We start from the raw sequence: 21749 nt of genomic DNA on the forward strand, positions 1-21749 counted from the left end.
TGCTTGATATACAACATTGCAAAGGGGATTCATTTCATAATATGTTCTAAAAATAAGCATAACAAAAGAGGGCCGCCCTTGTGGACAGTCCTCTTTTGTTATGCATGCTCAACGAACATCTATTTAATACATCAATAAACGGGATCGATTATCCCACAATCGTAAGATCACTAACATTCATAGCCGCCGTAACAACGCCGCTTTTTCCAATAACTACACGATCCCCGTACACTGCCATCACCGTATAAGTATCCCGATAAACAAAAGCTGCGAGCCCACCGCCGGTATAGGTCTTTGCGCCACTTTTGACTCTGACTTTAGCGCCATTTGCGACTTTCACACTCACTTCCGCATACCGTCTGAGAATATCCGCCTCGTCCACCCATCCGTATACTGTGGAGTCACCTCCTGCAACAGCGACCAAGTGATAGGGATGTCTGCCGTTGTAAATTTGGGTAACAGTCGCCTGGCCGGGCTTACAGGATACCGCGTCGGAAGCGTTGGCATTAGAATAGTGTTTTGCACCGGTAAAGCTCACCACGTCTCCCACCCGGATTTCAACTGTCGAATTGCCCTGTGCAGGCTGATCGCCCTGTGCAGGCTCCGCACCGGAATCCGTGCTTCCGCCCATGGTATAGTTCTGCGCCGCCTTCTTCAGTGCCTGATTGATGTCGCCGTTGGCACGGAACTCGGCCGCAAGAGTGTGGGTACCCGCGCCGACCCGCTCGAACGCCTTGCTGTAGATGGTAAACTTCACTCCGCCCTCTTCCATCAGATAATCCACATTTTTCTCCAGCTTCTGGCCATCCAGCCACAAACCCATGAATTCGGACAAGGCGCCTTCGACTTCAAACTTCTCGTCGGCATAGACGTCCATCCTGTCGGGAATCCGCCCAATGACGGCATGGGCCGCATCGACAGCGGCATTCACATTCTCATTGGTATTTTCCCTGATTTCCAGCGTCAGGTTGGCATACGTATCCTTCGCAGAGGAAGCGCCGCTGCTCATTTTCACCTGGAAGGTAAACTTGCCGCTCTCCTTTGGGACACCGTAAAGCTCGCCGTTGGGCTTCAGCTCCAAACCCATGGGCAGATTGCCGCTTTGCTTTGTGAAGGTGATTTTGCTTCCGGCTGCTGCATTTCCGGCCGAAATTTTTGCGCTGTACGGGATGTACTTGACACCCGCCGGGACCGCAACAGCGGAAGCCGTGGGACCCACAACCGCCGCGACAGCATCCTGCGCATATGTATTTTGCGAGGATGTGCTGCTTCCACCGCCACCGCCGCCGGAAGACTTCTTTCCAGCTATGTAGTTCTGTGCCGCCTTCTTCAATGCCTTGTTGATATCGCCGTCGACACGGAATTCCGCGGCTATGGTGTGCGTGCCGCTGCCCGCCTGCTGGAAGGTCTTGCCGTAGATGGTGATCTTCGTGCTTCCCTCCTCGGCCAGATAGTCCGTATCTTTTTCCATTTTTTCGCCGTCCAGCCAGAAGTCCATAAACTCGGCCAGAACGCCTTCCACCTCAAATACTTCATCGGTATAGGTGGTCATCCGGTCCGGTACGCGCTCGGTAATCATATAGCCTTCATCCGTGGCGGCGTTTACGTTTTCATTGGTGTTTTCCTTGATCTCGAAAGTGAAGTAAGCGTATGAGTCTTCAAAATATCGAGTGCTGCTGGACATCCTTACACCGAGTGCAAAACGACCACTCTCCTTGGGCGTACCGTAGAGCTCGCCGTTAGGTTTCAGTACGAGGCCCTTAGGCAGTTTTCCGATCCATTGGGTGAATGTAACCTTGTTCCAGTCGTACATATTGTTGGTCTGGAGCATGGTGCCGTAGGGGACATACTTAATGCCATCTGGAATTTCGGTTGTGGTAATGGTGGGGTCGCCGGCGATACCGGTCAGTTCGATTTCCACTGGCTCCTGTCCGTCCGCGGAGATGGTCAGGGTGCCGCTGATTTCGCCGTCGCCGGTTGGGACAATGCGCACCTTTGCGACATTTGGCAGCTCGCCATGCGTGCCGTCTGGAATTTCCAGCGTATCAAAGGCGGCTAGGGTATCGTTGCCTTCGCCGCCGACCGTCCAATAATCGTCCAGCCGCACATTCTGGGCGTCGGTGAGTTCCGCCTTCAGCCCGGTCAGCGGCGCGGCCCCCACGTTGGCAATGAAAATATCGTGCACCCTGCCGTGGAAGCCATTTAAAAACAGCTCGCGGCGGGCGCCCTGCGGGCCGTTGACGCCGTTTACATAGAGCTTGGGGCCAGAGGAATCCTTCTTTACAAACGTAACCCAGTAGTTCTTCACATTTTCCTTGTCCCCGGAGGAGGCGGAGTATTGTATCGGGCCGTTCGTAAAGTTCTGGACAGACAAGCCTGACCTTTGCTCCACGGCGGGCGTGCCCGCGTACATTCTGACCTCATGTCCGGTGTAGAACTCCGGGGTCAAAGTGGACAGATCCGTCTCTTCATCCAGCACCAACACGGTCTGGAATCCGTTGTAGTAATAGGTGTCTTCCTCATAGGGGACCACATAATAGTCGCCGATTTCCTCGGCTCCCTGCATGCGGAAATACGTGTCCCTGGAGCCGGGACGCTCCGTCGGTTCACGGGGGCCGTCCGGTTCAATGGATTCATCGCCGTCTTCCGCGCGGATCACAATATGAAACACCTCTCCGCCGGCAAAGATGGAAAACATTACTCCTTCTCCGCCGTAGCTGGCCAGATAGCCTTTATTGCTAAACAAGGATTCCTTGATGTCTTCCGCACTGGCGGCAAGGGCGGCGTCCATGTCCGCATAATCCCCAATGACTGCCATTTCCACCTCGTCGTTTTTCATTCCCTCGAGATAATAAGAAAGGCTCTGGTAATATTGGCCGCTGGCTGGATACTCCTTGTAAAGGGAATAGGTGAGAGTTTTCACACCGTTATTATAAGTAGTAGAGCTGCGCCTGGCAGCTACATCCGTACCTCTCTCATCACGGAGCCAACTTTCTGTTTCAACACCGGTAAACATGGCATTGAAGTCTACATAGAAAGTTTCCCGTCCGACTATTTCATCACCCTTAAACAGGTACATCTCATACTCATTGAAGTCATTTGGATAGTGAAAACCGGCATCGTCCGCATCCATATCCACATTCCAGATACTCGAGGTGATATCGCGTCCACCACCGTCCCTGCTAAAGCTATTGTCATCGGCAATTATCATCACTCTGTCAAACCGACCGGTGGCGTCAAATCCTTCTCTAAACGCCAAGCTCCATCGAAATTCTTCTTTGATCGGCGCATTATGGGATAGATCAACAGCCAAATCGCTCGCTTCGTCATCGCTGCTATACCAGGTGTTAAGGACGGGGATGGGAGTATTCTCCTCCCCGGGAAGCCATAAGGTAGGAACCAGCCACTCGTCGTCATCGGCTTTGATCAAATTAATATCATAGTAGATGTTGGTATCGTCCAGTTGTTTGGCAGAGCCCACCACACAGCGGATATTGTCAATCCCATCATCTTGCAGATCGATCCTGTCGTCTAGATCGTTGACGGTATAGATATCGTCATAGTTTGTGCTCCATGCTACCTTAGCGTCATCCGGAATATCCGGGTCGGTCAGAAGGTCGCTGAGCTTAAACATACGCAGCTCTGGCGGGAGATACGCGGTCAGGTCCACCTCTCTGGTCCGCTCCTCCAGGGGCAGCAGGGAGAGTGTGCTCATCAGCTCGTCCTCGCTGATGGTTTCTCTTTGCATCCATGCGTTCGCGTTTGCCATCGTTTCCGCCGTCGCCGTGGGGGCGGCGTACCCGGTTTCTTCCGCAGCCGCCCCAGCGGCGATGGAAACCGTGGAAACCAGCATCGCCAGTGTGAGCAGAGATGCCAGCCTTCGTTTCCATTTTCCCGGGTTTCTTCTCTTTTTCATGTTCTGTTCCTCCTGTTTATTTGATTTTTGCAAGGGCCTTGAGCTCCTGCAAGGAATAAATGCGGCTTTGCCGCAGGTTCCCCAAATCATCGTCAAACACCAGCGTCTCCCCCACAACATCGCACAGACCGGGCAGGTATGCCAGTGTCTCAAAGTCTCGGTTCAGAAGGAGCCCATAGCGCTCCCCCTGCCCGGAAAGGTACTGGGTTATCATATAGTCTCCCGTCTCCGTAACATAGGTGAGATAGGAGTCCTTTTCCAATTCCTTATAAGGCTTCCCCGTGCGTTTATCGTAAACAACAGGGGTTTCATGAAGGGGCGCCTTGATCCTCCATTGGGAAAGCTCAAAGCTTTCCTCCAAGCTCTCGTCGGGCTTTTCCCCCTGCCGCTCCCAGAGGACGGAGCCGTCCGTAGCGGAGTAAGCCCGCACTGTGCCGTCCTCGTAGATGACCTCCAGCCGGGATTCCCCGCCTTCTCGGCGGTATTGCTGGTCATAGACCCGCATTGCATCGGGAATGTCCGTCCGCGCGATCAGCTCCCCTTCCCGGGAAAGGAGATAAAAGCGGTCGTATTGGAACAGCATGACCGTTTTTCCGTCCGCGCTCAGGCGGGCCTCCGCATGCGGGTACGAGGGGTCGTAGGAGAGGAGCAACGCCTCCGAATGGCTTTCCAGCTTTAAAATCTGCACAACCGGGGTCTCCCGGCTGGCAAGGACCGCATAGGGCCCCGCGATTCCCAGCAGCTCGCAGCCGGTCTCCCGCTCTCCCTGCGCGATGATCTGGGCGTCATCGTCGAAAAGGAAATACGCCCCGCCGCCGATGGACGCCAGCGTATGCCCGCCGCCCCTTGCAAATTTGAGCATATCTGCGGAGGTATAGGCCAGCTCCTTCCGCTCTCCCGTGACCGGGTCAATCTGGACCAGGACATTTTCTGACGCCACACAGATTCCCCGGTCGTCCACCTGAAGCTGGAAGGGCGTCTGCGCTGAAAATCCGCCGGTCTGCTCCATCGTTTGGGTGTCCACCACCGCAAAGATGCACTCGGTCGTATTCCATGCGGAAAAGGCAAAATACTGTTTGTAAAAACCGCCCTCAAAATGCGTGAACGCCGACGTGTCAAAGATTTCCGCGTCTTCGCCGCTTACCAAATCATATAGGGACAGCCCGCCCCCCTCAAAGCTTACTGCGAGAAGGCTGCCGTCCCCGTTCAGGGCCAGCAGGCTGTCCTCCGGGTCGGCCAAAATACCGCCGCCGGGTAAAACGTGTTGGCTCCGTCCACTAAAATCGACCGTTTGTACCGCTGCACCGGTGGCGGCATCGTATACCGTCGCATGGGATTCCGCGCCGTACACCCCGACTACCCGGCCGTTGTCCGCGGAAAGGGCCAGGTGGGTTGCCGCTTGGCCGCACCACAGCTGTTTTCCTGCGCCGATATCGTAGGCGGACAGACCGCTTTCCCCAGCATACACGAGGGCATTCTCATTGAGGAAGCATAAATCGGCCGCGGCAGTGGGCTGCGCGGGCAAATCTGCCAGTTGCTCTCCCGTCTCGGTATCCACAACCATAATGCGGTAGGCATAGAGCGCCGCCAGCCGGGTTCCATCCGGAGAAAGGGTCACCTTCAACGCCTCCGAGGGCAGTTCCACCGTCAGGTGAGATTTTAAGCCGTCCGAAAGATCATAGACTCCCAACGCATCCGTCAGCGCCTTCTGCGCTTGTGGAATTTCTCCAGCGGAGAAAATCGTCTTTTCCTCCGGCATTGCCTCAAGCGCATAGTGGACAGCTCCCTGCACGTCTCCTTTCCGCAAAGCACTTTGGGCGTATTCTGCCAGCGCATAGGCGCTCTGCCGTTGTTCCATCTGTTTCAGGCCGGTAAAGGCAGCTCCGCCGCCCAGCAGAAAAATGCCAGCCAGGAGCGCAGTCACCGCACAGATGCGCCGCCGGCGTCGCTTTGTTCTGGGATCGTTTTCCCACAGATGCTCCAGCGCATACAGCATCTCTTCGGCGGTTTGATAGCGGCGTGCCGGATCCGGTTCCATAGCCTTTTGAATGATCGCAATTACCGCGGGGCTGAATGCTCTGGGGGAAAGCGGGGCCACCTCTTTGGCGTTTCTGGCCGGCCTGACTCCACTGAGCAGATGGTACAGCGTTGCTCCCAAACCATAAATATCCGAGCGGACGTCCACGCGCACCGGTTTCTTTTGCATATCGGAACTGTCCCCGCTCTGACTGCTCTCCCCCGGCAAAACCGTCTCCACGTTGGCAGAGATTTTAGTGCTGGGGTCTTCATCTGAAACTCCATCGCCTTGGATATAGTCGATCCCATAGTGCTCCGGAGACGCGTATCCGGCACTTTTGCCCACCTGTACCGCCCCTTCTTCTCCAAGGGCCAAAGCGATGTTGAAGTCGATCAGGCAGATGTCCCCCTGTGGGGTTAGCATGATATTGGAAGGTTTGATATCCCCATGGAGGATTCCGTAGGGCGGCCTGCTGTGAAGATAACACAAGGCGTTTAATAGCTGTCTTGCCCACTTGATCGTCCGGGGCTGAGAAAACCGCTCCCCCCGGCTCAGAGGCTTATCCAGGCTCTCCCCCTCTATGTAGTCCATCACCGTATAGACGGTGCCGTTCTCCGCCACAAAATCATAGACCCGTGGGATGTATGTGTTGCTCAGATCCTTCAACGCATCGACTTCCCGGCGAAGCGCCTCCGGTTTTGCAGACAGGGTACGCTTGTCCGCCTTGAGGACCACCCATTTTCCCAACCGCAGATGTTTAGCAAGATAAACGAATCCACCGCCGCCTGAACCAATTTCCTTTACAATTTCATATACGCCCGCAATGATCTGGGGCATAGGCTTTCCCCCCTGACGTCAACGCCGTTTTTTCCCAAATTCTTTTTCCAAACATTCCGCCAACCGTTTTCCAGATAGATGAAAGAGCAGAACTGCGGCCACTGCGGCGGCGGCAGCAGCGCCCATGACCGCAATCCCGCCGTATAAAAGGATTTCGCTGACTGCCGCGCTGAACATAAAAGGCCCTCCTTTTCACTCTTCCCAGATATAATCTGCGCCGCTGGTCCCAAAGGATATTTTTACATTTTTCCGCAGCCGGTAAGGCAGGTTCGGTTGGAGCGGCCTGCCTTCCACAAAGGTCCCCGCGCGGGAAGAAATGTCCGTAATGATATAGCCGTCCACATCCCGTTCGATGGCCGCGTGATGGCGGCTGACCGCCTTGGTGTCCTCGCGGAACTCAAAGCTGGATTGCTTACGCCCAACAGAGGTATCAAATCGCCCGATGGTAAAGACTTCCCCCACCTCGATATGCACCGGAATGACCGAAGGCAGGTCTACCGAACCCACCAGCCGCAAACGGGTTCCAAACTCCTCCAGCTGGGTTTCGTTTTCTTCTGCCGCCGGACAAACCGCTTTCGGCTTTTGAAACTGGGTCTCGCTGCTGACCGGCGCCGGGCGAACCGCGGCGGGGGGAATGTAGACTGGCGTGTCCGTCCACGGTTTTTCCCCAGGCATTTTTCCGGCCACGATGGGCTGTTTCCCCGCTGGAAACACTCTTTTCTCCCGTCCTTTTTTCTCCTTGCCTTTTTTCCCAACAGCTTTTTCTTCCTTGCCGCCAAACCGAAAAAAGCCACCCTTTTTCTTCTCTTTTTCCTTTCCGGAGAGATCAATAAAAATATCGCCGTCCCCGATGGGAACGGGCGCCGGGAGCGGATCCTTCAGCGGCGGAGGCGTCTCTTGCTTTTCCTGCTTGATAGCCGGCAACGGCGGCATGGGCGGATAAAGGGTTTCCTTCTGTGCCGGTTTTGCGGGCGTCTGAGCCTTGTGCAGCGCTTCCAAAAAGGTTTTTGGCTGAAAATCCTTCATCAACATACGAAGCACCATGTTCTCCAGTTCTGGGGAACTCACGCTGTTCTTTTCCGCCACCTGCATCGCCATGCTTTTCAGTTGATCTCCGCTGGAATAATCCTCCCGGGAGGGAATATAAAGGTAGCTGATCCGGCCCTGTTTATCCCGATAGAGGTATTCCGGTTTCAATACAAAGGAAAACGGCTTGAGGAACCATTCGCTACAGCTTAACAGGGGCTGAAGCAGGCCCTCCCAGAGGCAGACGTAATCCTCCGGCATCTTTGGGCCATAAAAATAGCGCAATTTGCTCCGTTCTCCCGTTTGGTATGTCAGCTCTACCTGACCGTCCACATCACGATAGCGAAAGGGAATTAGGAACTCCGGCATATCATATTGAAGCGTATACAGGGCTTTTCGGTCCACGTCTCGCTCCGGGATCTGAACCGTCAGCACAGTCCCGGACAGTGAATTTTCTTTTCTTTGAATCTCATAATTCATATCGTCTCCTCCAAAAGGGTGATGAATTCCCAGCCATCCACCGTACACACCGGCGCGCTGCCGTCACAAAAGCTTTTCGCCTTTAAAAAGAACGGTTCGATGACGACTTCTCCAGAAAGACTGACGTATCCCCAATCCTGTCCAATCTGGACGGCTGCCAGATGTCCCCCAAAGGAAAGCGCGTCGTCAAATTGAAAGTCGATCTTTACGTTCCCGCCGGCGTCGATAAATCCCCAATGGTCCTCCCGTTTTACCGCCGCGTATCCATCAGCAAAAGGCCGGGCGTCCTGATAGGGTTCCCCAACTTTCTGCCCGTTTATCAGCAAAAAGACGTCGGCCCCTGTCCGCGCAAAAACTGCCGACTGTCCGTAGCACCGGCCCAGCTCATCAAGGACAATTTCGTCGTATTCCGGTGGAATATACCATTCCCCCGACTGGTCGACCACACCCCAGCGTCCCCCCTGCTTGGCGGCGGCATAGCCGCCGGCGTACATACCCAACGCTTCATAGGCCGCCGCCGCTGTATGGAATTCTCCATCTGCAATGTGCCAACCGTCCTCCAGAAGTAAAGAGGTGCGAGCCTCACTGTAATTCCCAAAATCAGAGGCGGCGGCGTGAAGAAGGGCCACCCGGTTGTTGTCCGCGTCCACCGCCGAGATCACACCACTCTTTTTTACCAGAACCTGTCCGCCGCTGTACGTACTGACTTTGTCATAGATACATGGAATTACAAGCGTCCCGTCGGTTCGCGCAAGGCCCCAGGCTCCCTCTTTCCTGACTTGTATGGCTCCGTTGGCGGCGCCGGCGACGTCCTCATAAATCGTGCGGCCAAAAGTGTAACCGTAGCGATTTTCCTCATACAGTGCGTTCAGCTCCTCGTCTCCCGTCTTTTGAACGCCCACTCGTAAAGCTTTCAGGGCCTCTTCGTCGTCGGAAAGTGTCAGATAGTATTGAGCTGCTTCCATAAAGACCTCCGGTTTCGCGTCCGCGCGGGCCATCTGCAGCTCCAGGAGATCGGTGTATTTCCTACGGTAGCCCTTCTCGGCAAGAGCCAGATAAACCTTTTTTAACTCTTTTTCGCATTCAGCTGTGCGTTCCCCAGAATATCCGGTGGCTTCCTCCAACAGCGGTACAGCGCGGATATAGATTTCGTCCTCTATATAAGCCGCCGCCTGCTCCAACAGCTCCGTCTGCTTCTGTGTATCGCTCTTTGCCTGAAACGCCATTATCCAGGAAACGAGGAGCAGCAATACGCAGCCCATCGCCAGTAAAATCCGTTCCCCACGTTTCACCAAGCTCCCTCCTTATCGGAAAAATATTGTCAACAGGATTCCCACATACAAAAAGGGAATCAAGGGCATTGTTCCCTTGCGGTCCATCCGCCGTGCAAGGATCAGGCCCAGCCCGATCGCCGCCGACAATATGGACCCCGCCAGCATGGCGGGAAGAACCCCTTGGATGCCCAGATAAAGCCCCGCGGCGGCCATGAATTTTACGTCCCCGCCGCCCAGACCGTGACGGCTCAAAAGGTAGACGGTGAGGAACACCGCCCCGCCCAGCAGGGCTCCCAGGACGCCGCTCACCAAAACGGGCAGCGTCTTTTCCGTTTGCCAGAAGAGCTGGGGCGTCATGGTCAGCACCCATCCTCCCAGCATCACCAGCACCAGCCGGTTGGGCACCAGCTTGTTTTTGGCGTCTCCAACCGCGGCTACATATCCAAAAGCCAAAACCATTTCTCGCAGCAGCAGGGGAAAGGGGGACAGATTTTTGAACCGGACCAGCCACAACACTGTCATCAGGATGGGCAGGGCGGCCCAAAGTACCGCTGTTTTCCATTTTAACTGCTTCATTTTTGATACCCTTCCCCGTCGCCGCCCAGCCACGCCTTTGTCTTCACCGTCTGGCTGATCTTCAGCTTGGGCTCAAAGGGCAGAGGAAGCGCGCCGAATGTGTAGTCGATTTCATAGTTTACGGTGAGCCAGACGTCCCCGTTGCTGTCCATGAGCGTGCTGTTGTGCGTGGCTGGCAAGTCTGTACTGGCGACAGAATGAAAGCTGTAAAATTCCAGCCCCTTCAGTCCCCCGTCCACATGAAAGGCTTTCAGATATTCGTCCCCCGACTGGTCGCCGTTGTCCAGATAGCGCCCCACCAGCGGCCGGACCAGAGCTGAAAAAGCCGCGTCGCCCATCTCCTTCAGGCCGTAATTCAGCATCAGCTGGATCGTCTGTTTGGGATCCTGTACCGTGTTTTCCACCCAACCCTTTACCTGGACCGTCGCGCTCTTTCCCACCTCCGCCGTCTGTCCCTCGGAGAGGTTTTTCAGCCCGGTCAATATCTCATTGATGTTCTCTTTGATCTCGCCCGCCTGCTCGGCCTTATCGGCGTTGCTTTTGATACTGTCCGCCATTCCCGTCACCTCCAGCGTGTAGCTGTAGAGAGAAATCGTCTGCGCCGCCTGGGTCAGCGCGTAATGGACGCGGGACTGCACCGTTACGATGTTGACCAGGCTCAGAATGGAGACCATCAGCAGCACCAGCAGCATGAAAGCGGTGGCCGTCTCCACCACGATATATCCTTTTTCGTCCCCCTTCATGCTTAATACCCCCTGTAATCAGTGACGGAAACCGGGACGGTCCCGGGCGGGATCGTTCCATTTACGCCCTGCCGCGCCACGGGCATGGACAGGAAGAGCATCCGCAAATCCAGCGTGGTGGTGATGCTGAACCCAGTCGCGGCTTTTGAAAGGTCCTCCAATGGGACCGCGGTCATGGCCGCTTCCCGTGCGGCACGGTCCCCGCTGCTCCCGATGTTGTTTTTCTTGTTTGTCAGATTCAGCTCGATCAGGTTCTTCGTGCGTTCGGCCAGCGCGTTGTCGCTCACAAAGAGTAGGAAAATGCGCAGGTAATCCGTGTAGTTCATGGCGGATGGTTCCTCGTCGTCCAGGGAGGAGGCCTCCGTGTCCACCTCAAAGTCCTCTGAAAGGCTTCCATCCGCCGTATTGGATAGCCCCCAAATACTAAAGCGCCAGTTTTTACTCTGCTTATACAGGACCACCGTATGTCCCGACCGGAGGCGCCCCACATCCATGGCGGATTCCCCCATTGCCATGGCGATCCGCACCAGCTCGCCCATGAGGAAGGCGAAGGGACCGCTGATAGGCGTCAGCGTGCGCTTAACCTTGTTCACCAAGCGGTTGACTTCTCCGATTTTGAAGGACGCTATGTAGTTGAAGACAAAGCGCACCAGCAGGATCATGCCGGAAACGGTCTTGAGATTGCTTCTGGCGTCGTAGAGGTTTCCCGCGTAGAGGTATTCCAGCTCCGACTGGAAATAGTAGTTCACATCCGTGCTTAGGGGAATCCCCGCCATGTTCTTTTCCGATCCGTCCGCCTTAGTGGCATAATTGGAGAACATCTCGGTATCGTAGGTCAGCAGCAGGCAGCGGTTTGCCACATCGTCCCCCAAATCGGCCAGACGGCTGATCAAGTCCCCGTGCAGCGCCTCCTTGGTCTGTTTTTTCGCTTCGCCTTCCTTGCCCCAATCCCCATCGGAGCCGAACCCAGACTCCAAAACCTCGCCATCGTCCCCGGGAGCGCCACCGCTTGCATTGGGCCGGTAGGTCCAGGCCCCCTCCGGTTCGTATACCAGGCAGCCGCGGAAAATTTCCTGAATCTGCTTAAAGAGCTTGGAAACCGTCTGCTTTGCCGCCTTCTTTTTTCCGTTATTGTCGGAGCTGCCGCACATCTTTTTCAGCTCCTCATAGAACATCCTGTTGCGCGTGCGGTCAAACGCCGCGCTTTGAAAGGGCTCATATGGGTCGTCCTTCGGTAGCTCAATTTTAACCAGTGACGGTCCTAAATTGCTGATTTTGGTGAAGGGCTCTTCTAATTCAGGAAACTGATCCTGATGATCCCGATACCAGTCAATATCATACTCGGGAATTTCCTTCATCCTTTTTAAATCATCCAGCTCGATCTTCCCTCTGTTTTCTATCGTCCCACCCATATGGTCGCCGTACTGGTATGTATCCAGCAGCTCGATAAACCTATCGATTTGCGCATTGTCGTGATCCCGCATGGCCTCCCCCATAGGGACTATCTCGTATCCCAAAAGGTCGCGGTAGACATCGATCATAGACCGGTTCCCGTTTTCCGCTTTCCGCGCCGTCATCCCTTCTTTTAAATCCTCTGAACAGCCGTCCTCGGCGTTCAGCGCATCTTCCAGCTCGTCCACCTTGCGGGAAAGCTCCGCTTTCTTTTTGTCCCCTTCCTCGCAGTAGCGCACCAGTTTATCCAATTCGTCGTGATACGCCTTTATCGATTTTATTTTCTCTTCCATACAGGTTTCCAGCGATTTTTCAACCTGTTCCTGTTGTGTGAATTCTCCCTTGTTCTTATCCCACAAAGTCTTGATCTTGCCGCCGGCCACCAGCGTCGCAACATTCTCCAGGCAGCCCTTATAATGGGTATGGAACACATTTTTCTTCTTTTGATCCTCCGCAGAGCCGGTATCGTCAAAGTTCATAAACCGGTTATAGTCATCCCGTACCTCAAGCGCTTTTTTAAGCTGGTCGTTGATCTTTTCCAATATTCCGTTGATCTCCGTTATGGCGCTTTCCTCGTCCGAGGCGCAGCTATTGACCACCTGAATTTGGTCGTAAATTTTCTGATAGACCTTTTCCAAATCCTCTATCTTGTCATCGACGTCCATTTTCTTCTCGATGACCTCCGAATCCTTCTTGACCTTTTTAAACGCTTCCAGCCGGTTCAGTAACTGGTCGATCAGGATCACCGGCGCGCGGAATTTGGCATACTCTTCGATCTGCCTTCGCAGCACATCCAGATTATCCAGGTTCTGCCCCTGCGCGGGAAGCACCGCCCCCGGCTTCAAATTGGAGCCGTAGGTCAGCTGGAACGTACCCAACCCCTGCTTCCGGTTTTCCTGCCCAAAGACGGCAACCTCCACATACTGATCCACCATGTCCGCCAACTTTTCATCCGACTGCATGACCCCGAACAGGCCGTAGAGGTCCTGCAAAAGGGCGTCATAGCTGGCCAAAACCGAGTTGGCCGCCAATTGGTTGGCATCCTGTACCACGCTGCGGGCCGCATAAATCCGCGCCAAGTCCACCGCCGTCCCACTGACCAAAATGGAAGGGATCAGCAAAAGGCTGACGAAAACCGTCACCATTCCCTTACAGTTGTGCCGCAATACGTTCATCCCCCTCGTTTTTATATTCCCAGGACGTCCTTAAACCGGCTGCATAAATCCCCCACCTTGGAAAATGCCTGCGAGATATTGTATTTTTCATCGAGCCAGGCCGCCACATCTGCCGCAATGTCCATATCGCGCACAAACTCGTCCCCATCCTGCACCACCGCCGTGGACGTCACCGTAACGGGGATTTCCTTTGGAAACTTTACAAAGCTCAGGTCCACCGGCATGGGGATGGTGCGGGTGGCGGTGATGGAGATTTCCTTATAGATTACATAATTGGTCACGCTGTATTCCACCTTCAGCTCTCCCACCGGGTTTTGTATCCCGGAGGATTCCACGTGGGAAACGATGGCTTCCGCCTCCCCGCCGTCCTCCCCGGAACCGATTGCGTGGAACAGCGCGGCGTACACATTGTCCAAATCCTTTTTATTCCGCACCCACTCGTAGCCCGTCCCCTCCGCGTCGCAGTCCAGCCAGGTATCGCTGCGCTGGACCGCGATGGCTGTCGCGGCATATTGGGTGGCTCGTTGGAGCAGTGCCCGTGTGGGCAAATACATCGCCAGCAAAACCAGGCCGGCGTAAATCATAATCATAATGGGAAGGAGGATCGCCGCCTCCACAACGGCGCTCCCCCTGTTGTCTTTTTTCAATCGAAGCTTCCGCAGCAAGACGGTCCCCCTCCTCTTCTCATTAACCTTTTATCCCCCGTCAGATGACATTGGCTTTATTCCAGATGCCTGACTGGTCACATCTTTCCACATATCGTCTAACCAACCGCTCATCGCTCCCCACAGAAACACGACGGCCAACACAGCCACCAGGACGAGCAGAACGGCCACCACGATTCCGTCAACTCCCCGCTCATCCTCCTTTAATTTCCGGAAGAATTCCCAAACATGCAGACGAGACGCAATGACCGCCTTGTCGAGTTTTTTCAACATTGCTTTCCCCTCCTTTCGCACAGAACATTTATGTACTTCGTCACAAACCGCTGAAGTTTGTGATGACAGGTACCACAATCATGATGAGGATCGCGACAAAGAGCAGCATGGTGGGGATCATCAGCTTGGCATTTGCCTGTTCCGAATCCCGCTTGGCGGTATGCTGCCGCTCCTGCCACGCCTCGTGGGCCATGCTCTTGAGCAGCAGGCCGATCTCCGCGTTGCCTTTGGACAGGTTTTGGATCATCGCGGTGGCCAGCTTTGTGGTCTCTTTGGTAGAGCACCGATCAATAAAATTGGCGTACGCAACCGCCGGCTCCACCAGGTTGTCCAGTTCCTCCGAGACCTTCCGCATTTCCAGGTAGAGCTCCCCGTCCTGGCTGCAGGCCGTCTCTTTCCACGCTTGGTTCATAATCATTCCGGAGGTAACGAGCAGGGCCAGCTTGGAAACCACGTTGGGGAACTGGCGGCCGATTGCTGCCCGGCGTTTGGCCACCCGATCCTTCACGTCGCTGTAGAACGCGTACGCCAGCACCACCGCAATGGCTGTTCCTGCCAGCGAAACGGCCAGTCCGCTGTTTACGTCCCCCGTGCTCAGCAGGATGGACCCCAGCGCCAACGTCAGCGCCATCCCCAGAATAAGGCAGGAAAGCATCTGCGCCAAAAGCCGCCGGGTGCGGTTGGCCGCATATTTTTTGCCGTCCAGCTCCGCATACTGAGCATAAATGACCTTGTTGAAATTCCCCTTGCCGATGGCGTCCACCCGCCGCTGGAGGACGTAGCCCGGCATCGCGAGTATTCCCACGCTCTTCAAATTCCCCTTTTGCAGCCGGACATTGGCCTCCTTCCGCTTGGCGATCTGCTTTTCCGAACTGCCCAGAAAGAGCCGCATGACCTTGCCCGCCAAACCGTGATACCGCGCCAGTATTTTGGCGTTTTTGCGGTCCTTCTGTTCCAGCTCTGCAATTTCGTCCAGATTGCCCAGCACCGTATTGTAAGCAGCCTGGATCCAATCTTCCTCCCGCGCCTGAAACAGGAGAATCAACCACAGAAGCATCAGCACCGTGGCAAGACCTGATAATACGATCATCAGCATAGCCACCCCTCCTCACAGCTCCACATTGCTAAACTTCCGCGCCATGATGAAGCTGATGACAAACACGATAAGCCCCACGGTGGCCACGATCCGCCCCAAAGGCGTGGTATAGAGCGCGTCCATAAAGCCGGCGCCCGCGTAGCCGATGATCAGCAGGATGACCAGCGGCATAAAGAGCATAATGTTGACCTCGGACTTGGCGGCGGTCATCATGGTGTCAATTTCCATTTCGATCTCCATTTTATCCGCAATAATCTGCTGGGTTTCGCGGATGATCTCGTCTGCCCGGCCGGATTTTCCCTCGATGGTGGCATAAATGGAGGCAAAGCTCTCCACATCCTCCAAGCCGCTGCGCCGGGCAAAATCCATAAATGATTTGGAGAGCGGCACGGCATTGTTGAACCGGCTGAGAATAAGGTTTAGCTCCGCCATGATGTCACTGTCCTCGGGATAGATCATGGAGAGGTCCTGCCGCGCGCTCAAAAGTGCTTTCAGCACAGGATTCCCCGCCCGCATTGCCACTGACATCGCCTCCAAAAGGTCATAAAACTCCATTCGGAGTCTCATGAGACGTTTATGAACGGCGTTTTGCGCGGCGGCAAAAATGTTTACGATTCCTACAAGCGCCCCGCCTACAAGGCTCAGCGGAAGAATTTTATAAAAAATAAACAGCACCGCAAACCCTGCGGCAAACCCGATGAGGAACGCCAGAATGTGATCTGCCGGCCCCGACGGGCTCACCGCGTAATCCGGCACCGCCATCGGCTGCCGGTCCTTCTGCCCGCGTTGAGAGGGAGTCTCCTCTCTCGTGGACACAAACAGGTTGTCTTCCATCGCCGCCCCCTCCTAAATCGTCCGGTTGATACCGGCGTTTGTCAGCTTCTGTGTATCTTTCATGGACTTGTCCGTCCGGACCAGGCTCCCGACGACTTTATCCCTTGTGCTCTCCGGCGTCTCACGGAACTGGTAAAGGGGATTGATCCGGTACTTCCGCTCATCAATGTCGTACCCCAGGATTTCTACAATCTCCATCGTCTTCCTGCTCTTATCGCGAAGGCGGGAGAGATGGATGACAATGTCCACCGCTGAACCGATCTGCTGCCGGATGGCCTCCAGCGGCAATCCTTCCGCCCCCTGGAGCACCATGGTCTCTAGACGGCGCAGCATATCCTCCGTGGAGTTCGCGTGGCCGGTGGAGAGGGACCCATCGTGGCCGGTATTCATCGCCTGAAGCATATCGAGCGCCTCCGCGCCGCGGACCTCGCCCACGATGATACGGTCGGGCCGCATGCGCAGGGCCGATTTGATCAGGTCCCGGATCGTGACGGCGCCACTGCCGCCCGCGCCGGCGTTCCTGGTCTCCAGCCGCACCAGGTTGTCAATGCAGCGGATTTGCAGCTCCGCGGAGTCCTCGATGGTAATGACGCGCTCATCCCGCGGGATAAAATTGGATAAGGCGTTCAGAAAGGTTGTCTTACCGCTGCCCGTGCCCCCGCTTATGAAAATATTGTATTTGGCCCTGACCAAAACCTGTAGGACCTCCGCCACCTCCGGCGTGAACGACTTGTATCCGATGAGCTTTTCCACCGTCATCGCTTCCTTGGGGAAACGGCGTATGGTAACGATAGGACCATTGAGCGCCACAGGCGGCATGACCACATTCACACGAGAGCCGTCTTCCAAACGGGTATCCACAATGGGTTCGCTTTCATTGACCGACCGGCCCGCCTGTGAAACGAATTTCGTAATGACGGTCGTCAGTTCCTGCGGGCTTTCAAAATGGATGTCCAACCGGGAGAGATGTCCTTTTCTTTCCACAAAGATATTCTTATGCCCGTTTATCATAATCTCCGTAATTTCGGAATCGGCGATGATCTGCCCCAGCACGCCCAATCCCCTGATGGATTGATAAACCGTAGATACGATTTGATTACGCTCCCGAAAATTCAGGGTAGAGAGCTCCCGGTATGCTTCAGGGCTGCTCGTTTTCGCCCAATTTTGCTTTTCTTCCATGGTCCGCAGAATAAAGTCCCACAACTGCTCATCGCTCATGATGGTAAGGTCGGGATTGTTCTGCACCTCTGTTTTCAACTGCCGAATCAGTTCATCACGTTTTATCTCTGTCACGCCATTGCTCCTCCTGTCCTCTATACGCCAAAATTAACCGCGGACAAGCTCTTATACACAGAAATTGGGTTGTCAGAGCGTACATAAGGAAGCGTCACCGCCCGTTCAGCAGCGTTGCCGGTCTGAGCACCCATATTTCCCACCCAAACGCATTTGGGACGTATTTGTTCAAACAGATCATGCTGGCAGCAAAATTGTTCCCATTTCGCTTGGCACCTCTGGCTTCCATCCATTACCGCCAACACAGCATCCGCCAGTTTTAGCAATTCCCGGCAGCGTTCGTCGCAAACCGCAGACAGATCCAACACGACTTCATCTGCTCCGTTGGATGCTGCCGCAACCAGCTCCTGAACCTCCGGAGAGGAGAGGATATTCATGTCGTCATAATTGTTGGGCCGACAAAAATAGAAGATACCCGAACCATTATCCTGCTTACGAATACTTTGCAGAAGCAGCGCAAGATTACCGCCCTGTTTTCCAAATGCTTCGCTGATACTTTTGCCGTCATTGGAAAAATACACCGGCACACTGGAGAAATATTCCAAGTCCAAATAGATCGTTTGCTTCTTGTTTGCCACACACTGGGCAGCATAAGCCAGCGCCACTGTGGTCTTTCCTGTTCCGCCAGCTGGGGACCAGACCGCGGTAATATGAGCATTTCGACTTTCTGGGAACTCCTTTTTTTCGGAGGTACTGGCGTATTTTTCCAGAACGTCTTCTACAATCGCCGAAACGCGCTGATATTTTCGCACAGTGTCATACCGTTCGGACTGTTCGCCTGCGCCCGTCATTCCGTCCCACAGAATCAGAGGCAATGACACCTCCTTCAATGTTGTTCCCGCCGCTAGTTCCGGGCCGAGCAGCGCAACATCATAGCGATGGACGGACAACATCTCCGACAGGCATGTATCTGAGGAACACGTACTTACCTCAAAACACTTTGCATACTTATCTAACAAAACCCCGGAAAGATGATTGGAATAATCCGTATCTTCCGTTGCAATTAAAAGCTGCACTTTCATATAAGTCACCTCATTTTTTGCTTTGGAGCAGAATTGCAGAAATATTGTCCGTCTCGCCCAAATCTATCGCCCTGCGCGCCAAACGCTCCAACATACGCTCTGCACGCCTTCCATGGATCTGGTTGACTTCCTTCTGCAGTTCATCTTTCGCTATGCGCTTATAAAAGCCGTCCGTACACAGGAGAAAAGATTTTCTATCAGCTTCACCCTCTTCATACTGGACGGTAAGCGTATCCCAGCGGCCAATACAAGCTGTAAGTTTCCCGGAATCAGAGAGGTTGTCCTGGCTCAATTGGCACAGTTCCGCGCCGTCGCACTGATAGACTCTGCTGTCTCCAACATGTACAAGCACATATCGCCCTTTCGAGATCAATAGCGCGGAAAGCGTCGTCGCCGCATCCAGATTCTTATTCCGCGCCGCTTTTATTACTTCCCGATTAATGTCAAGCACCCGGTCCCGCAGAGACAACCCCAGTCTGCTGCTGTCTGTTTCCTCCTGCCAAACCGCCAGCGCCCTTGTTGAATAGTGTGAAGCAAAGGCGCCGTCGCGAGTGCTCCCCACACCATCACATACCACCGCCAGCAACAGCGGACCTTCCGGCGACGGCCATTCCCTCCAAAAAATGCTGTCCATATTGGAAAGGCGGGCATTTTGAAGACTCAAGCCACAGCAATACCAACTGTCCAAATTCTGTCTCCTTCCTCTTACCAATCCTTCTTAACCTTAAATCCTTTTCGCGGTTTTATCTCATTACGTTTCTCTCGTTTGATCGTCGTTCCAAGCAAATTGTTTCGATCAAAAAGTGTACCTTTTGATCGAAACAGTCTTCTTTTGTATTTAGAAAAAAGCATTTTCAAAACTTATAAAATGATTCAAAATACCTTGTTGTTTTTTGTCGTCTGTGCTATTATAGTAAAAGTTTAAGTACTGTCAGAAGGTACACTTTTTGATAGTTTTACTTTTTGACAGCATCGTGCATCAAAAAGTAGATAACAGAGGGTTTAAGGAAACCTATTCGGACTCACGCGTTGATGTAGGCTTGTTTTTATTCCGTTTGCCGGTTGCGCAATTCTCTAAGACGCCGGTAAAATGTCGCTTCGCTCATGTGGCATTGTTCTACCGCTCGATGTATACTGATCTCTTTTTTCTCCCATGCTTGGACTACCTGGCGAAAATCGTCCGGCAGACTAATTGCGGGTCGTCCAAAGATCGTGCCCTTCGCTTTTGCGGCCGCTATGCCCTGTGCTTGGCGTGTTTTGATATTCTCGTGTTCGCTTTGAGAGACGAAGGATAGAATTTGCAGGACCAAATCAGCAATGAATGTCCCCATTAAGTCTTTTCCGTTCCGAGTATCCAACAAGGGCATATCGATCACGCAAATATCAACGCCCAGCTCTTTGGTTAATATCCGCCATTGATTTTGAATTTCTTCGTAATTGCGTCCCAGCCGGTCGATGCTCAGCACATAAAGCAGATCACCCTGTTTCAATTTTTTAATCAGCCGTTTATATTGGGGTCGGTTAAAATCTTTTCCGGATTGCTTATCTATGTAGATATGTTTTTCAGGTATGGCCTTGCTCTGCATCGCAAAGTATTGCCGTTCTTCATTCTGGTCCGTGCTGGAAACTCGGATATAACCGTAGATATTTTCCATCAAAACAACTCCCTCGTTTCTTCTATATTGCAGGCGGCAAAACGTATTTTACGCTAATTGGCTGTTGCAAAAAAGCTCCGTCTGCTGGTACAGGCGGAGAAGCGGGAGATGTCTTCATGTTCATATACATACAAACTTTTTCTTACAAATGATACGGTTAAGTCCAATTTTGAAGGGCTATTACAATAACATTAGAAAAACGAAGCAGGAGCGTTGATGGCCCATAAGGCGAATCAACGCTCCTGCTTCGTTTTAAAATAGAATCTATACATAGACAGTAAAAAGAGCAAAGCAAGTATGAAAAAGAGGTACAAAAAAACAGAGAAAAAAACTAGTATAAAAACGCCTGTACTAAGTAAGGCTGCTTTATCTTTTTCGATCAATTACTTTTATAACAACAAAAAATACGCCAACCAGTAAAAGACTTCCGTAGCAGGAAGACACATGCAGGCCAAAATTGGTTTTGTACTTCCGATGAGCAAGTATCTTAAACCCTATAACAGCATTTATAAAAGAGCTCCAAAAAGTCGCTATTTATTAAAAAATGCTTCTTTGTGTTACCTTTCATGTATTCCAGATATAATACACAAGTAATAGCAAGGGAGCGTCCATTATAATTGCCAAGCATTAAATATGATAACACGCAGATTAAAGCCGTCCACAGATTTTTTCGCTGAACCGACTCCGCCGGGTTAGCAGCTGCTCAGAAAAAATGTTCTCTTTTATGAAGAGAAATATTTCACTCTGACTGACGAAAAATTGATCTGAAAACAGTTACGGCAATGATAAGATTATTGATGTTGATCTTGTCATTGATTCGCATCCAACACATTATACCTTTTTATATGAGAAATTTGCGAGCTATTTTCATCATATAAAAACAAACACTTATGCGGTACATCACAGAAAACGCCCACCAATGACATAATTTTATTATTTGTAATACATTAGGAGACGTCATGGAACCACGGGCATATGAAGATAAGTTTAAAAATGAATCAGAATCACTTGGTGTCATTGGACAAAGAAAATTCCCATTAGTGTCCAAAATGCAAAGAAAAAGCCAAGAACCTGTATGGTTCCTGGCTAAAATTTGGTTGCGGAGGTCTGCAACCTATTATATGTGCTACTTTCCACAAGACTGCATAAAATGTAAAAGTCTACGAAACCACGGTTGGATGTTCGCACCATCACAATAACCGCTATCGTAGACTTCCTCGTAGGACTTGCGTTACTTATTATTGACAAACTAACGTAAGTCTAAACCGTGTTCTATGGGCGGGTTTATCGCCCACCCATAGAATACACTTTTTCTTCTAAGCTGTCAATTATGCTTGAAAAATTCGCTTTATTTCTAATTGTTATCGCCGTTGTCAAAATTCTAATTTCCCTTGTAATTAACTTTGTAAGAAAAT

16 protein-coding genes are annotated in these 21749 nt (G+C 52.8%); all 16 read right to left on the minus strand.

Translation table 11 applies throughout. The features are described 5' to 3' along the window. Positions 1 to 148 precede the first annotated feature (148 nt). A complete protein-coding gene (locus tag BN2106_RS10680) occupies positions 149 to 3916 on the minus strand; it encodes a putative Ig domain-containing protein (protein WP_050698581.1) in 3768 nt (1255 codons plus the stop codon). Between the two features lie 16 nt (positions 3917 to 3932). Next, a complete protein-coding gene (locus BN2106_RS10685) occupies positions 3933 to 6770 on the minus strand; it encodes a protein kinase domain-containing protein (RefSeq protein WP_050698582.1) in 2838 nt (945 codons plus the stop codon). Positions 6771 to 6788: 18 nt separating this feature from the next. Then, positions 6789 to 6947 carry a hypothetical protein gene (locus BN2106_RS16185; RefSeq protein WP_154666499.1) on the minus strand — a complete coding sequence of 53 codons (159 nt, stop codon included), beginning with the start codon at positions 6945 to 6947 and terminating at the stop codon, positions 6789 to 6791. Between the two features lie 15 nt (positions 6948 to 6962). Beyond that, entirely contained in the window at positions 6963 to 8276 is a 1314-nt protein-coding gene (locus tag BN2106_RS10690) for an FHA domain-containing protein (RefSeq protein ID WP_050698583.1), read from the minus strand. After that, entirely contained in the window at positions 8273 to 9568 is a 1296-nt protein-coding gene (locus tag BN2106_RS10695) for a WG repeat-containing protein (protein ID WP_050698584.1), read from the minus strand. Before BN2106_RS10695 ends, BN2106_RS10690 begins: the two co-directional genes overlap by 4 nt. Positions 9569 to 9580: 12 nt before the next feature. Next, a complete protein-coding gene (locus tag BN2106_RS10700; RefSeq protein WP_050698585.1) occupies positions 9581 to 10126 on the minus strand; it encodes a prepilin peptidase in 546 nt (181 codons plus the stop codon). Next, positions 10123 to 10869 (minus strand): TadE/TadG family type IV pilus assembly protein, encoded by a 747-nt coding sequence (locus BN2106_RS10705; RefSeq protein WP_050698586.1) that lies wholly within the window; start codon positions 10867 to 10869, stop codon positions 10123 to 10125. Before BN2106_RS10705 ends, BN2106_RS10700 begins: the two co-directional genes overlap by 4 nt. A 2-nt stretch (positions 10870 to 10871) precedes the next feature. Next, entirely contained in the window at positions 10872 to 13487 is a 2616-nt protein-coding gene (locus tag BN2106_RS10710; protein ID WP_207641718.1) for a DUF5702 domain-containing protein, read from the minus strand. A 20-nt stretch (positions 13488 to 13507) separates the two neighbouring features. After that, the gene (locus BN2106_RS10715) at positions 13508 to 14161 is read right to left on the minus strand and encodes a TadE/TadG family type IV pilus assembly protein (RefSeq protein WP_050698588.1); all 654 of its coding nucleotides are present in this window, start codon (positions 14159 to 14161) and stop codon (positions 13508 to 13510) included. 30 nt (positions 14162 to 14191) lie between these two features. Continuing rightward, positions 14192 to 14434 (minus strand): hypothetical protein, encoded by a 243-nt coding sequence (locus BN2106_RS10720; protein ID WP_050698589.1) that lies wholly within the window; start codon positions 14432 to 14434, stop codon positions 14192 to 14194. A gap of 40 nt (positions 14435 to 14474) precedes the next feature. Then, positions 14475 to 15530 carry a type II secretion system F family protein gene (locus BN2106_RS10725; protein WP_050698590.1) on the minus strand — a complete coding sequence of 352 codons (1056 nt, stop codon included), beginning with the start codon at positions 15528 to 15530 and terminating at the stop codon, positions 14475 to 14477. Between the two features lie 12 nt (positions 15531 to 15542). Then, entirely contained in the window at positions 15543 to 16364 is an 822-nt protein-coding gene (locus BN2106_RS10730; RefSeq protein WP_050698591.1) for a type II secretion system F family protein, read from the minus strand. Between the two features lie 12 nt (positions 16365 to 16376). Next, on the minus strand, positions 16377 to 17657 hold the full coding sequence (locus BN2106_RS10735) for a TadA family conjugal transfer-associated ATPase (RefSeq protein ID WP_050698592.1): 1281 nt from the start codon (positions 17655 to 17657) through the stop codon (positions 16377 to 16379). Between the two features lie 20 nt (positions 17658 to 17677). Further along, positions 17678 to 18679 (minus strand): CpaE/TadZ family protein, encoded by a 1002-nt coding sequence (locus BN2106_RS10740; RefSeq protein WP_050698593.1) that lies wholly within the window; start codon positions 18677 to 18679, stop codon positions 17678 to 17680. Between the two features lie 10 nt (positions 18680 to 18689). Then, positions 18690 to 19367 (minus strand): PP2C family protein-serine/threonine phosphatase, encoded by a 678-nt coding sequence (locus BN2106_RS10745; protein ID WP_207641719.1) that lies wholly within the window; start codon positions 19365 to 19367, stop codon positions 18690 to 18692. Between the two features lie 358 nt (positions 19368 to 19725). Then, the gene (locus BN2106_RS10750) at positions 19726 to 20334 is read right to left on the minus strand and encodes a recombinase family protein (protein WP_050698595.1); all 609 of its coding nucleotides are present in this window, start codon (positions 20332 to 20334) and stop codon (positions 19726 to 19728) included. Between the last annotated feature and the right edge of the window lie 1415 nt (positions 20335 to 21749).

The sequence above is a fragment of the Anaeromassilibacillus senegalensis genome, from assembly GCF_001261775.1.
In the GTDB taxonomy this organism is placed as follows: Bacteria; Bacillota; Clostridia; order Oscillospirales; family Acutalibacteraceae; genus Anaeromassilibacillus; species Anaeromassilibacillus senegalensis.

Coding starts and splice junctions, on each gene's coding strand:
- BN2106_RS10680 (WP_050698581.1), bottom strand. CDS start 3,916: ATGAAAAAGAGAAGAAACCCGGGAAAATGGAAACGAAGGCTGGCATCT.
- BN2106_RS10685 (WP_050698582.1), bottom strand. CDS start 6,770: ATGCCCCAGATCATTGCGGGCGTATATGAAATTGTAAAGGAAATTGGT.
- BN2106_RS16185 (WP_154666499.1), bottom strand. CDS start 6,947: ATGTTCAGCGCGGCAGTCAGCGAAATCCTTTTATACGGCGGGATTGCG.
- BN2106_RS10690 (WP_050698583.1), bottom strand. CDS start 8,276: ATGAATTATGAGATTCAAAGAAAAGAAAATTCACTGTCCGGGACTGTG.
- BN2106_RS10700 (WP_050698585.1), bottom strand. CDS start 10,126: ATGAAGCAGTTAAAATGGAAAACAGCGGTACTTTGGGCCGCCCTGCCC.
- BN2106_RS10705 (WP_050698586.1), bottom strand. CDS start 10,869: ATGAAGGGGGACGAAAAAGGATATATCGTGGTGGAGACGGCCACCGCT.
- BN2106_RS10720 (WP_050698589.1), bottom strand. CDS start 14,434: ATGTTGAAAAAACTCGACAAGGCGGTCATTGCGTCTCGTCTGCATGTT.
- BN2106_RS10725 (WP_050698590.1), bottom strand. CDS start 15,530: ATGCTGATGATCGTATTATCAGGTCTTGCCACGGTGCTGATGCTTCTG.
- BN2106_RS10730 (WP_050698591.1), bottom strand. CDS start 16,364: ATGGAAGACAACCTGTTTGTGTCCACGAGAGAGGAGACTCCCTCTCAA.
- BN2106_RS10740 (WP_050698593.1), bottom strand. CDS start 18,679: ATGAAAGTGCAGCTTTTAATTGCAACGGAAGATACGGATTATTCCAAT.
- BN2106_RS10750 (WP_050698595.1), bottom strand. CDS start 20,334: ATGGAAAATATCTACGGTTATATCCGAGTTTCCAGCACGGACCAGAAT.